The organism is Amycolatopsis palatopharyngis (assembly GCF_003385185.1).
Lineage (GTDB): Bacteria > Actinomycetota > Actinomycetes > Mycobacteriales > Pseudonocardiaceae > Amycolatopsis > Amycolatopsis palatopharyngis.
The window spans coordinates 91,778-105,219 of sequence record NZ_PQHZ01000012.1; the positions used below are offsets into that span (position 1 = coordinate 91,778).

Here is a 13,442-nt window from a genome sequence, read left to right on the forward strand (position 1 = left end):
GCATCCGCTACACTTTCGTCTCAATGGGACGAGGAGGCGTCATGGTTCGTAACACGGCGCGACGTGAGGAGCTGGCCGCGCTGGCGACCGACTACGCGATCGAGCACGGACTGATCGGGCTGAGCCTGCGACCGCTCGCCACCGCGATCGGCACCAGTGACCGGATGTTGCTCTACCACTTCGCCGACAAGGACGACCTTGTCGCCACCATCCTCCGGATCTCCAACGACCGATCGGTGCATGCCGTCCGGAACCTGCCGCGATCGCGGAGCGTGCGCGCGGCCGTCCTGGACCTCTGGCGGGTCAGCACCTCGGAGGAGTCCGACCACTGCCATCGGACCTACGTCGAGGCCGCCGCGCTGGGGCTACTCGGCCGGGAGCCGTATGTATCGGTGGTCCGCGAGGCCAACGAGCGCTGGGTGGACGCCCTCACGGACCATCTGGCCGCCACGGGCTGCACGCGGGCACGAGCGGCGCGGGCGGTGGCGCTGCTCGACCCCACCTTCATGGGCCTGCAGCTGGACCTGCCGGGCGACGCCGACGAGCCCCAGCACAAGCGCGTGGTCAGTGACTTGGCGGATGCGATCGCCGCCATCGCGAAGGGCTGATCGCTGTCCGTACCGGCGACGGCGGATCCCGGGCTCGATGCTGGGAGCAGGGCCGGGACGAACAAGGAATAACGCCACGTCAGAAGCGTTTGAGATGGAGCCGGCAAGGGGGCTCGAACCCCTGACCTTCTGTTTACAAGACAGATGCTCTACCAGCTGAGCTATACCGGCGGGTCACGTTGCGCCATGAGTGTATCGGCCCGCTTTCGGGCGCTGCGCGCAGCCGGGCTGCGCGTACGATTCGCGCCCCACACAAGCCCCCAGGGAGAATGGCTCTCACCTGGGAAAACAGTGAACAAGCACATCGTGCTCACGATCACGACACGATGTGGTGGACGCCACTGCTTCCAACATGCAACGGTCGAGGCGTCTGCGTCGATGCTCTGCGGGAATCAGTGAGGAGGTGGACCGAGCTTGAAGATCAGCCAGCGCGGGAAAACGGCCGCCAATCGCAGGCGCGCGTGGAACATCCTGGAACCGCCGGAGGACGATCAGGGCGGTGAGAAGCGTGGCGCGGCGAGCAAGCGCCGTGGCCAAGAACCCGAGCGCCGCGCCTGGCACGTGCTGGAAGCGCCGACCGGCGAACAGCCCGCGGTGGACGCCGAGATCGCCATGGGGCCGCAGTTGCCCGACGAGGCTCGGGTCCACTTCGTGCTCGACCTCGCGCTCCGGCTCGGCGAGGTGCAGATGCTCAGCGGGGCCGGTGCCTCGGACGTGACCGCGACTATCCTCGCGGTCACCTCCGCCTACGGTCTGCCGCAGTGCGAGGTCGACGTGATCTTCACGTCGATCACCGTGAGCTGCCACCGCGGCTCCGACGTACCGCCGGTCACCTCTCTGCGCGTCGTACGCAGCCGCAGCCTGGACTACAGCCGCCTCACCGACACGGAGGCGCTCGTCCAGAAGATCACCCGCGGCCGCATCAGCGCCGAGGACGCCTACAGCGAGTGGCAGCGGATCTACCGCGCTCCTCACCCGTACCCGCGCTGGGTCTCCACCCTGGCCTGGGGCGGTATGGCCGCGTTCGTCACGGTCATCATCGACGGCAACATCTGGACGGCACTGGTCGCGTTCGTGATCAGCTCCGTTGTGGACCGGGTCGGCCGCTTCCTCAACAAGTACGCGCTGCCGTTCTTCTTCCAGCAGACTGTCGGCGGCCTCATAGCCACACTGACGGCGACCGTACTGGTGAACGTCGACCTGATCCCGCTGGAGAGACCGACGATCGTGGTCGCGGCCGCGATCACCGTGCTGCTGTCCGGCCTCTCCACCGTGTCGGCCGTGCAGGACGCCATCACCGGCTACTACGTCACAGCGGCGGGCCGGACGATGGAAGTGGCCATGATGAGTGCCGGCCTGATCACCGGTGTCGCGCTCGCGATCAACATCGCGGCTTCCTTCGAGGCCGAACAGACGCCGCCTCCGAATGTCCCGGCAACCACTGCCTTCGACTTGCCGTCCATCATCATGGCCGGTTCCGGCGCGGCGGCCTGCTTCGCGCTCGCCTCCTACTCACGGCTCCGGCCGCTGCTGGTGGCCGGGGTCGCCGGTGCCGTCGGTGCCGCGGCCTACGGCTCACTGCGGCTGCTTCCCGACGTCGAGCAGATCACCGCGTCGGCGGTGGCGGCCACGCTGGTCGGTCTCGGTGGCGGGGTGCTCGCCCGCAGGCTGAAGGTGACCCCGCTGGTCGTCGCCGTGTCCGGTATCACCCCGCTGCTGCCGGGTCTTTCCACCTACCGCGGCCTGGACCAGCTCGCGAACTTCGGCGAGATCACCATCCTGATGAGCGCCGTCGCGATCGGGCTCGCCCTCGCCGCCGGTGTGGTGCTCGGCGAGTTCTTCGCGCAGCCGCTGCGCAGCGGTCTCGGCAGGCTGGAACGCAAGTTGTCTGGCCCGCGGATGGCCGGTCCACTGCGGGCGGGCCGCCGACTGGACTAGGGCGTGTCTGACGGATCCGCTTTCCGGCAGACACGCCCCAGCGACGACACCGCTGATCAGGCGTCAACCTGCGCAATTGCTCACACCACGTACTCGGGTCTCGCGCGATAGTGTCGAGGTATGCCGCGCCCGGACACTACCGAGCCAACGAACACGGCGGCCGAGTTCGTGGTGGTGGCCAACCGGCTGCCCGTGGACCTCGACCGCTCCGCCGACGGAACGCAGCGCTGGACCCAGAGCCCCGGCGGCCTGGTCTCCGCGCTGGAGCCGTTCCTGCGCTCCCGCAAGGGCGCCTGGGTCGGCTGGCCGGGGATCCCGGACGTCGAGGTGGACCAGTTCACCGACGACGGGTTGATCCTGCACCCGGTGTCGCTGTCCGCCGACGAGGTCCGCGACTACTACGAGGGCTTCTCCAACGCCACCCTCTGGCCGCTCTACCACGACGTCGTGGAGCGCCCGGTGTTCGATCGCGGGTGGTGGGAGAGCTACGTCCGGGTGAACCAGCGGTTCGCCGAGGCCAGCGCGGCCGTCGCGGGCGAGGGCGCGACCGTATGGATCCAGGACTACCAGCTGCAACTGGTACCGAGCATGCTCCGGGAACTGCGCCCCGACCTGCGCATCGGCTTCTTCCTGCACATCCCGTTCCCGCCGGTCGAGTTGTTCATGCAGCTGCCGTGGCGGGCCGAGATCGTGCGCGGCCTGATCGGCGCCGACCTCGTCGGATTCCACCGGCCGGGCGGCGCACAGAACTTCCTCTGGCTGGCCCGTCAGCTGATCGGCCTCGAACCGAGCCGGGGCGCCGTCGGCGTGCGGTCCCGGCCGGGCATGGTGCAGGTGGGCGACCGCACTGTGCGGGTGGGTGCCTTCCCCATCTCCATCGACGCCGCGAGCCTCGACAACCTCGCCAGGAGCAGGGAGGTCGCCGAACGCACCGCACAGCTGCGTAGCGACGTCGGCAACCCGAAGACGATCCTGCTCGGCGTCGACCGGCTCGACTACACCAAGGGCATCGACCTGCGGTTGCAGGCGCTGCACGAGCTGCTGCAGGAGGGCCGCGTTCACCCCGAGGACGTCACCTTCATCCAGCTGGCCACCCCCAGCCGGGAACGGGTGGAGCACTACCAGCGGATGCGCGGCGACATCGAACAGATGGTGGGCCGGATCAACGGCGAGTTCGGCCGCGTTGGTCACCCGGTCGTGCACTACTTGCACCAGTCGGTGAACCGCAAGGAGCTGGCCGCGTTCTTCTCCGCGGCCGACGTCATGGTGGTGACTCCGCTGCGCGACGGGATGAATCTGGTGTGCAAGGAGTACGTCGCCTGCCGTCACGATCTCGGCGGTGCGCTCGTACTGTCCGAATTCGCCGGGGCCGCAGCCGAGTTGAGCAGTGCTTTCCTGGTCAACCCGCACGACCTTGACGGGGTGAAGAACGCTTTGGAGGCTGCCATTACGCTCGACCCCGCCGAGGGCCGACGTAGGATGCGCGCCCTACGTCGTCAAGTCCTGACCCATGACGTCGATCGGTGGGCGCGCTCGTTCCTGGAAGCTCTCGGGGCCGAGTCGTCCAGCTAAATCTCAATCACCCCTGCCAGCTCCCGAGGAGGAGTGTTGACCGCCGAGGCCCTGCCCGCCGAGCTGCGGCGCGCGATCGTGCAGATCGCCAGGACGCCGCGCCTGCTGGTCGCCTGCGACTACGACGGCACTCTCGCGCCGATCACGGCCAACCCCGACGAGGCCCGACCGCTACCCGAGTCCGTCGGTGCGTTGCGATCGCTCGCCGGGCTGCACGAGACCACCGCGGCCGTGATCTCCGGTCGTGCCCTGCGCGACCTCGCCACCCTGTCCCGCCTGCCCGCCGAGGTACACCTCGTCGGCAGCCACGGCTCCGAGTTCGACATCGGCTTCGTGCACGCGCTCGACACGAGCGCGCGGGAGCTGCACCGCAGGCTGGAAACCGAACTGGAACAGCTGGTGCTGGACGTACCGGGGGTGACTCTGGAGGTCAAGCCGGCAAGCATCGCCGTGCACGTGCGCCGCGCCGAACATTCGGCGGGCCGCAGGGTGCTGGAGGCGGTCCACAGCGGACCATCCAACTGGGACGGCGTCTCGGTGACCGACGGCAAGGAGGTCGTCGAACTCGCCGTGGTCCAGACCGACAAGGGTAAAGCGCTGGACACGCTGCGTCACCAGGCGGGCGCCACCGCGGCGGTGTTCATCGGCGACGACGTCACCGACGAGAAGGCGTTCGCCCGGATCACCGGCCCGGACCTCGGCGTGAAGGTCGGGGAGGGCGAGAGCCTCGCCCAGTACCGCGTTCCGGACACCATCGACGTCGCGACCGTGCTGGCGTTCATGCTCGAGGAGCGGCGCAACTGGCTCTACGGCGAGCAGGCGCCCCCGATCGAGCGGCTGTCCATGCTGGCCAGTGAGCGCGCGGTCGCGCTGGTCACCCCGGACGCCCGGCTGAACTGGCTGTGCCACCCCGGCCCCGACGCGCCCGCCGTGTTCGCCGACCTGCTCGGCGGCCCCGGCGCAGGCCACTTCTCGATCAAGCCGGACCGCAACGGCCTGCCGCTCGGCCAGCGGTACCTGCCGAACACGATGACCGTCGAGACCCGCTGGTCGCGTCTGCTGGTCACCGACTACCTCGAGCCCGAGAGCCCACAGCACCGCACCGATATCGTCCGGGTGATCTCCGGCGAGACCACCGCCGCCGTGGTGTTCGCGCCCCGCCCCGAGTTCGGCGGCGTGCCGGTGCGGCTGCTGCCCGAGGACGACGGCCTGCGGGTGCTGGGCACCTCGGAGCCGATCGTTCTGCGCGCACCCGGCGTTCGGTGGGAGATCACCTCGGACGGCCTGCACGACACCGCGTCGGCGATCGTGCAGCCGACACCGGACAAGCCGGTCGTACTCGAACTTCGCTGTGGTACGACAGATCTCGGTCCGCACGAGTTGTCCGAAATAGACCGTCGGCGCCGAGCGGGCGGGTACTGGAGCGACTGGGCGACCACGTTGAAGCTGCCGCCCGTCGAGTCCGAGATGGTGGCGCGTTCCGCGCTGACCCTGCGTGGCCTGGTGAACACCGACACCGGCGGGATCATGGCTGCGGCCACGACCTCGCTTCCGGAGGAGATCGGCGGCGTCCGCAACTGGGACTACCGCTACTGCTGGATTCGCGACGCGGCGATGACCGTGCGCGAACTGGTCGCGCTGGGCTCGATGACCGAGGCCGAGGGCTATCTGGAGTGGCTGCACGGCGTGCTCGCGACGCTGGCGGGCCCGGAACGGCTGCACCCGCTGTACACGCTGGCCGGCACGCAGATCGGCGCGGAGGCCGTGATCGACTCGCTGCCCGGCTACAAGGGTTCACGACCGGTGCGTGTCGGCAACCTGGCCAACCACCAGGTGCAGCTCGACGTGTTCGGGCCTGTCGTGGAGCTGGTGGTCGCCATGGCGGAGGCCCGGGGCGAGTTGCGGGACCACGACTGGCAGCTGGTGCGCGCGATGGCCGAGGCCGTCACGCGGCGCTGGTCGGAGCCGGACCACGGCATCTGGGAAGAGCGGCACGTGCCGCGGCACCGGGTGTACTCACGGGTGATGTGCTGGGTCACGATCGACCGCGCGGTCAAGCTCGCCGAGGTCTACGGGCGGAACGTGCCCGCGGGCTGGGTCGAGCTGCGCGACACGATCGCGGCCGACGTGCTCGAGCACGGGTGGAACGCCGAGGTCCGGGCGTACACGACGGCCTACGACGGTACGGACCTCGACGCGGCCTCACTGTTCGTGGGACTGTCCGGCCTGCTCGACCCGCAGGACGAGCGGTTCCAGTCGACGGTGACCGCGATCGAGGCGGAGCTGCGCAGCGGATCCACCGTGTACCGGTATCGGCGTGACGACGGCCTGCCAGGCGATGAGGGCGGCTTCCACCTGTGCGCGGCGTGGATGATCGAGGCGTACCTGCTCACCGGACGACGGACCGAGGCGGAGGAGCTGTTCGAGCAGCTCGTCGACGCGGCCGGCCCGACCGGGCTGCTGCCGGAGCAGTACGACCCCGTCGCCGAGCGCTCGCTGGGCAACCACCCACAGGCCTACTCCCACATCGGCCTCATCCGCTGCGCCAACCTGCTGGCGCAGTAGGTCCGGACCGACCGCCTGCAGCCGCTCGGTCGGGTTGTGAGCCAGTCACAACAGCACGTTCAGCAGCACCGTCAACAGGACCGAGAGCAACACCGAGGCGATGATCATGGTGAGGCATCCGGCTCCGCCGCCGAGAAACCTGACCTCGCTCCTGCCTATACGCATACAAGGGCCGGTACCCGGCCGGAGGCGGGTCAAACCCGCCTCCGGCCCTGGTTACCGGCGTTCCCCTGGCTCGCCGCGGTGGCCGAGGATGACGATCCGGGCGGCATCCACCGACTTCCGCACCACCAGTTCGACACTGTAGCCGTGGACGGCGAAGACTCCGTCGAGCTGGAAAGCCGCGTAGCCGTGGGCCTGGGTGAGCAGCTGCTCCATCAGCTCCAGCGCTTCACTCGGACCGGACGACACGGCCAGGCACAACATCAGGAACTCGTCCATCAGCGTGCGGGTCTGCTCGTGCAGCTCGGCGTACTGCGGTCCGCGCAGCCCAGCCGCGAACACGACCTGCAGGCCGGCACGGCGCGTGATCAGGTACTCGGTGTAGGCACCAGCGGCCGCCGCCAACTGTTCGCCGGGCTCGGTGTGTGCCGTGGTCGCCTGCCGAACCGACGCTGAAAGCTGCTGCGCGACGGTGCACGCGACGGCGGCCAGCAAGCTGTCACGGTCGGCGAAATGCCGGTAGGGGGCGCCGGGGCTCACCTTGGCCCTGCGCGCAACCTCGGCCACCGAAAAGGCGTGCATCCCCTGTTCGGCGATCAGGTCGAGCGAAGTGGCGACCAGCGTCGAGCGCAGGTCGCCGTGGTGGTACTTGCCGGACATGCCGCGTTGCCCCTCCCTGCTACCGGCAGATGTAAGAGACCTCTTACACTGTAGGTCGCATGCACATCGAGCTATCTGTGGACCCGGAACGATCGGATCCTTGGGAGGGTTTCATGACCACGACCACGCGCGCCATCGCCGCACCCGCCCCGGGCGCCGCGCTGGAACCGACGACGATCGAGCGCAGGGACCTGCGCGCGGATGACGTGCTCATCGACATCGCCTTCGCTGGTATCTGTCACAGCGACATCCACCAGGCTCGGGAGGAGTGGGGCCGCGCGATCTTCCCGATGGTGCCGGGGCACGAGATCGCCGGAATGGTCGCCGCGATCGGCGAGGGTGTCACGGAGTACCGCGTCGGGGATCGGGTCGGGGTCGGCTGCATGGTCGACTCCTGTGGTGAGTGCGAGCACTGCCGCGCGGACAGCGAGCAGTTCTGCGTACGGGGCAACGTGCAGACCTACAACGGGGTGGGTTTCGACGGCGAGAACACCTACGGCGGATACAGCCAGCAGATCGTCGTCAAGGACTCCTTCGTCTGCCGCATTCCGGACGGGATCGGCCTTGACGTCGCTGCCCCGCTGCTCTGCGCGGGCATCACCACGTACTCCCCACTGCGCCGTTGGGGTGCCGGCCCCGGCAAGAAGGTCGCCGTGGTCGGGCTCGGCGGGCTCGGGCACATCGGCGTCAAGCTCGCCGCTGCCCTGGGTGCGGAGGTCACGGTACTCAGCCAGAGCCTGAAGAAGCAGGAGGACGGGCTGCGACTCGGCGCCACGGAGTACTTCGCCACCTCCGACGAGTCGACGTTCAAGCAGCTGCGGGGCCGGTTCGACCTCATCCTCAACACCGTCTCGGCGCCGCTGCCGGTGGACTCATACCTGTCGCTGCTGCGACCCGGCGGCGCGATGGTGAACGTCGGCGCCCCGAGCGAACCGCTGTCCTACAGTGCGTTCTCCTTGATCGGCGGGAACAGGGTGCTCGCCGGCTCGATGATCGGCGGCATCGCCGAGACGCAGGAGATGCTGGACTTCTGCGCACAGCACGGAATTGGCGCGGAGATCGAGCTCGTCACGGGCGAGCAGGTGAACACCGCCTACGAGCGGGTGCAGAACAGCGACGTCCGCTACCGCTTCGTCATCGACACCGCCACCCTCGGCGGCTGATCACCCGCCGCGAGACATGCGCCCCGCCTCGCCGTGCGTGTGCCTCGCCCGAACGCCACTCGGTGCCACCCCGCGCAGACACGCGGGGTGGCATCGAGCGGCACTTCCTAGCGGACGACCTTCGCCTTGCCCACCTGCACGTCGATCGTGCCCTCGGCGGGTGTGTTCAGCTCATCGCCGCCATAGCGCACCGACAGCTCGTAGCGGCCGGGCTTGAGCGCCTTGGCTGGGATGGTCACCGTGACCGTCCCGTTCTCCGCCACGATGCCCGTGCCCAACAGCCGATCACCGTGTAGCAGTTCCACCGTTCCCGAAACCGGGACGGCCGAGCCGACAGTGAGGTCGATCGGACTGTCGTGGCGGAACGTCACCTGCGCCGCGTCACCCGCGACGCTGGTGACCGCCTTGGCGACCTGAACGTCCACAGTGCCCTCCGCGGGCAGGTTCGCCTCGTCGCCGCTGTAGCGAACGGACAGCTCGTGGCTTCCCGGCGCGAGCGCCGTGGCCGGGATGGCCACAGTGGCCGTGCCGTTCTCCGGCACGGTGGCGGTACCGACCACCCGGTCACCGTCGAGCACCTCCACCGTTCCCGACACCGGGTTCTCCGAGCGGACCGTGACGCCGACCTGTCCCTGCTGGCCGTAGTTCAGCTGTGCCGGAGTTCCGCTGACCGACGCGACCGCCTTCTCGATGGGTTCGAGCCAGATGTTGCGGTACTGCACCGGGTTCCCGTGGTCCTGCAACCGAATCGCACCGGTGAACGGGCCTTCGGGGATGGATCCCCCGGTGGGACCGGTGATGGCGACGTCGTCGTGCACGGTCACCCCGTTCCACACCACGGTGACCCGGGCATCGGCGACCTTGTTCCCCGCGTCGTCGTACCTGGCGGCGCGGAACTCGATGTCGTAGCTCTGCCAGGTTTCCGGTTCCGTTGCGGCGTTGACGTCCGGCGGCTTCTGCAGGTAAATCGCCCCTGCCTCGTTGTTGTCGAGCGTCGGGTCGCCGAACGAGTCCAGAACCTGGATCTCGTAGCGCTCCTGCATATAGACACCGCTGTTGCCGCGATCCTGTCCGGTCACGTCCGGCGGCAGCTGGGGCACCTTGAACTCCACGTGCATCCGGTAGTCACCGAAGGCCTGCTTGGTCCGCAGATCGCCCCCTGCGACCTCCATGGCACCACCGTCGACACGTTTCCAGCTGGGCGAGCGTCCGTCGGTATGCAGCCATTCGGACAGATCGCCGCCGCCGAAGAGGGTGATCCGCTCACCGGGCTCACGAACGGAGATGAGGTCGAGGTTGACGTGACCGGTGTCTTCTCCGTCCACTCTGTATTCAACGGTGTTGGCCCCGGCACGCAGATTCAGCTTCTCGTTCTTGGTCGCCCACTCCTTCCAGGTCACTGTGGACGGCAGAACGGTTTGTTTCACCTTGTCCCCGTTGACGTAGATGCTGACCGTCTTGTCACCGGTGAACGGGTTCGGGCCGTTGGAGTACCGCAGGCCGACGTCGTAGGCGCCTTCCTTGTCGACCTCGACGCGCATCGTGGTGGACGCGCCAGGCTCACCGAAACCGGCCACGAAGCCGACACCAGAGTGACCGGCGTGATCGTTGTCCACCCGTGCTCCGCCCTCGAGACGGGCTTCCTCGGCCTCGTAGAAGACCTTGGTCGCATCCTGCTGCTCACCGGGGATCGCGTTGAGCGTGTACCACGCCTCGGTGTTCCAGAGTTGCTCCCCGTTCGCGGCCGCGAACGGACGAGGCGACCGCAGGTGAACCACTCGGCCCGGCTTCAGTCCGTCGATCGCGAGGGTGACTGTCTTGCCGTCGGCCGAAACCTCGGCAGCGGCGACGGTCAGGGTCTCCTCATCCACCTTCGGGCCGCCGTAGGCAGGTGTCGGCACGTAGCGCCACTGCTCGACCTGGTAGCTCTGCGCGATGTTCTCCACGGCCTCCGCGGACAACGGCTGGGTGTACTCGATCGCGAAGCCGTCCTCTGTGGCGCTCATGGACTTCATGTCGAACGTGTTCTCACCGTTGGGCGCCAGTTTCTGCAGGCCGTACTTCAGTTTGCCCGGCTCGCTCCAGTTGCCCCCTTCGCCGATTCCGCCGACGTAGACAGCCCCGTCGGGACCGACGACGGTCCGGTTGATACCGGCCTCGAGTCCTGCCGAATGCCGGAACACCGCGCCCTGGTACTCGCCGTGCACCTTCTCCAACGAGGCACGCTGGAGCCCGCCGTAGGTCACGTCACCGAAGAGCATCTGGCCGGCGAACGGGCCCTCCTCAAGCAGAACCGGATTGCTCGGGGAGTTGCCGATCTCGTTCTGTGGCAACCACAGGACCGGCTGGGTCACCGGTTTGTCGTCGAACGGACCGTCCGGGTTGGTGTAGTGGTTGAAGAACCGGTCCTGCTTGACGTGCAACAGCTTGGAGGACGGCAGCCAGCCACCCTGGTTGTCCATCGCGAAGAGTTCGCCCTCGGGTCCCCAGCCCATTCCGTTGGGCGTGCGCAGGCCACCCGCGACGTAGCTGACCTCCCCGGTCTCCCGGTTCACCTTGATGCTGGTGCCCCGGTTCTCCGCGGGTTGCGGGTCGGTCGTCGCGCCGCCCTGGTTGATCGCGACCGACAGGTTGACGTAGAAGTTCTCCTCGTCGTGCAGCAGCCCGAAGGCGAACTCGTGAAAGTTTCCGCCGTAGGGCCACTCGGCGAGCGTGCCGTGCTCGAGGAGCCCGTCACCATCGCTGTCCGGTGTGAGCTCGGTGAGCCGGTCCCGCTCGGAGACGTAGATGGAGCCGTCGACGACTGCCACGCCCATCGGGTTCAGCAGATCCGTGGCGACCTTTGTCACCGTCACCTCGTCAGGTCCGGTCGCCTCGGTGACGTTGTCCAGGAGGAAGACCTCCCCTGGCTCGGGATCCTCCACAGGGCCTGCGGGGCTCACCGAGCCGGAGGTCACGACCACGAGCTGGTTGTCCTCGGTCCAGTCCATCGCCGCCACCATCGGCTGGAAACCGTCCGGCCGCAGGTCGGTGAGGGTGTAGTTCGGATTCACCGAGTCCAGCGGGAGCCCGTCACCGGGAGTGTCGTTGTCGCCCTCGCAGTACTTGCGTCCCGGAGCCGTCACGCGTACGACACCGGCGTCCGTACTCAGCACCGAGTTCGGCACCACGGTGAAGTCCGTGGCACCCGGCGGCTGCCACGCCAGGGTCAGCTGCTGGTCGTAACGCGCCTCGAAGTACTCGATTCGCAGTGCGTGGTACCCGGGAGTCAGCGTGACGGAGCCGTCCTTCGGCTCGGCCGCATGCAGCCCGTCGTGATCGATGACGAGCTGGTCGTCGATGTACAGCCGCGAGCCGTCGTCACTGGTCAACCGGAAGGTGTAGTCCCCTTCGGCCGGGATGTTGATGTTGGCGATGACGTGGGACAGGAAGTTGTCCTCGAACCCGAACTCATCGGCGCTGCTGAAGTCGATCGCGGGCATCAACTTGTCGACATTCGGCGTCGTGCCGGGCTTGAGCTCGCAGATTTGTTCCAGGGACTGACGCAGATCGAAGGTGCGCAGCGTGACGCCTGGTTCTTGAGACGGGAGATCCTGAGCGGCGGCGACAGGCGCGCCGATGGTGGCCACGGAACCGAGCAGGGCGACACCGAGGAGGCCGATCAGACCCCTCCGACGTCTCTGAAGTCTTCGCGACTGCATCTACTTCCTCCTAGGAATCGACCGTGGCGACGGCAGTGGCCTCCATCACACGTTGGATACTTCCTCATGAAATCAGCAAAAGTCTAGAGTGAATCCGCAGAAGTTTGCTCGTGAGCTTCATAAGTTCGGGGCGTGCGCCACCCAGGCGGTTGATCAGCAGGAAGGGCTAGGCGAGCGACGTGGTGAGGTGCCGCCACGCGGACCGGGAGACCAGCAGGGCGCCCGCGGCGGGGGCCTTGGAGTCCCGGATGGCAATCCGCGCCCCGGCGAAGGCCACCTCGACACAGTCCGCGTTGTTACCTCCGGCGGTGGCTGCTCTTGACCCAAGCGGTTTCCACAGCGGTCTCCAAGTCAGAGGTTTTTGATCAACAGGATCGAGTCGTCGGGATCAAATGCCCGCTCAGAAAGATCGTCGAGCACCTGCCTGGCGATGGCGACCTCGGCCTCCTTCTCGACAAGCACCGATCCCAGTATGTGCTCGACGTAAGCCACGTCGTGCTCAGCTGGGTCAGGAAAGCTAGCTACGATCACCGCGCCGTTCTGGCCCGGATAAGCCCCGTGCGACTCCGGGACGACCTGGACGGTCACGTTGGGCAGGCTGGCTCGCTCTGCGATGACACGCAACTGTTCGCGATGCGCTTGTCCTGTACAGACCGGTCGCCGTAGGGCCGACTCGTCGATGATCGCGTGCAGGGTCAGCAATGGGTCTTCCAGCAACCTGCGTTGTCGACGGAGCCGGATGGTGACGAATCCGCGATCATCAATCCCGTAGGAATGCCACCAGCCCTTCTCCTTCGCCCGGTGGTATAGGTCGAGGTATTCGTCCCAGTCCGACAGCACGACCCCGTACACGTCGAGCATGGCCAGGAACTCGTGGTACCCCGGAACCTGGCCCTGCTCGATCCGGCTCATCTTGGGCTCGGAGAACAGCAGCTTCGCCCCGGCCTCGCGTTGGGTGAAACCGACTTCCTCACGCAAAGAGCGCAGGGTGCGGCCGAGTTTGCGCGCATGGAAGTTCGGTTTGGGCGCCTCACCCACTGCTGGTCACCCCCGGAGTCCGTTCGAACACGGAT

The 13,442-nt window shown here is 67.6% G+C and carries 9 protein-coding genes, 1 tRNA gene and 1 pseudogene; 5 read left to right on the top strand and 6 right to left on the bottom strand.

Annotated elements, in window-relative coordinates:
* Positions 1 to 41 precede the first annotated feature (41 nt).
* Positions 42 to 608: a TetR/AcrR family transcriptional regulator gene (locus D0C15_RS12090; RefSeq protein ID WP_116044178.1), complete on the top strand. Its 567-nt coding sequence runs from the start codon at positions 42 to 44 to the stop codon at positions 606 to 608.
* A gap of 95 nt (positions 609 to 703) precedes the next feature.
* Here D0C15_RS12090 and D0C15_RS12095 read toward each other — a convergent pair.
* Positions 704 to 779: transfer RNA gene (locus D0C15_RS12095), tRNA-Thr, on the bottom strand.
* 243 nt (positions 780 to 1,022) lie between these two features.
* Between D0C15_RS12095 and D0C15_RS12100 the strand changes: the two genes are divergently transcribed.
* From D0C15_RS12100 to otsB, 3 genes are all read left to right on the top strand, one after another.
* On the top strand, positions 1,023 to 2,546 hold the full coding sequence (locus D0C15_RS12100) for a threonine/serine exporter family protein (RefSeq protein ID WP_116044180.1): 1,524 nt from the start codon (positions 1,023 to 1,025) through the stop codon (positions 2,544 to 2,546).
* Between the two features lie 120 nt (positions 2,547 to 2,666).
* Positions 2,667 to 4,118 carry an alpha,alpha-trehalose-phosphate synthase (UDP-forming) gene (locus D0C15_RS12105; protein ID WP_116044182.1) on the top strand — a complete coding sequence of 484 codons (1,452 nt, stop codon included), beginning with the start codon at positions 2,667 to 2,669 and terminating at the stop codon, positions 4,116 to 4,118.
* 36 nt (positions 4,119 to 4,154) lie between these two features.
* The gene (gene otsB / locus D0C15_RS12110; RefSeq protein WP_116044358.1) at positions 4,155 to 6,683 is read left to right on the top strand and encodes a trehalose-phosphatase; all 2,529 of its coding nucleotides are present in this window, start codon (positions 4,155 to 4,157) and stop codon (positions 6,681 to 6,683) included.
* Between the two features lie 216 nt (positions 6,684 to 6,899).
* Here the strand turns inward: otsB and D0C15_RS12115 are convergent, their stop codons facing one another.
* A complete protein-coding gene (locus tag D0C15_RS12115) occupies positions 6,900 to 7,505 on the bottom strand; it encodes a TetR/AcrR family transcriptional regulator (RefSeq protein WP_116044185.1) in 606 nt (201 codons plus the stop codon).
* Between the two features lie 113 nt (positions 7,506 to 7,618).
* Here D0C15_RS12115 and D0C15_RS12120 point away from each other — a divergent pair, with 113 nt between their 5' ends.
* Positions 7,619 to 8,668, top strand: a complete 1,050-nt coding sequence (locus D0C15_RS12120) for an NAD(P)-dependent alcohol dehydrogenase (protein ID WP_116044361.1) — start codon at positions 7,619 to 7,621, stop codon at positions 8,666 to 8,668.
* 107 nt (positions 8,669 to 8,775) lie between these two features.
* Here D0C15_RS12120 and D0C15_RS35030 read toward each other — a convergent pair whose 3' ends face one another.
* From D0C15_RS35030 to D0C15_RS12135, 4 genes and pseudogenes are all read right to left on the bottom strand, one after another.
* Positions 8,776 to 9,375 (bottom strand): Ig-like domain-containing protein, encoded by a 600-nt coding sequence (locus D0C15_RS35030; protein WP_281270701.1) that lies wholly within the window; start codon positions 9,373 to 9,375, stop codon positions 8,776 to 8,778.
* Positions 9,358 to 12,369 (bottom strand): annotated as a pseudogene (locus D0C15_RS12125) (3-keto-alpha-glucoside-1,2-lyase-like domain-containing protein); the annotation flags it as partial. The gene D0C15_RS35030 and the pseudogene D0C15_RS12125, both read right to left, overlap by 18 nt.
* Before the next feature lie 166 nt (positions 12,370 to 12,535).
* Complete coding sequence (locus tag D0C15_RS35590) at positions 12,536 to 12,646, bottom strand: DUF397 domain-containing protein (protein WP_342768570.1); 111 nt, start codon at positions 12,644 to 12,646, stop codon at positions 12,536 to 12,538.
* Positions 12,647 to 12,720: 74 nt separating this feature from the next.
* Positions 12,721 to 13,407: a helix-turn-helix domain-containing protein gene (locus D0C15_RS12135; RefSeq protein ID WP_116044191.1), complete on the bottom strand. Its 687-nt coding sequence runs from the start codon at positions 13,405 to 13,407 to the stop codon at positions 12,721 to 12,723.
* Positions 13,408 to 13,442: the final 35 nt, after the last annotated feature.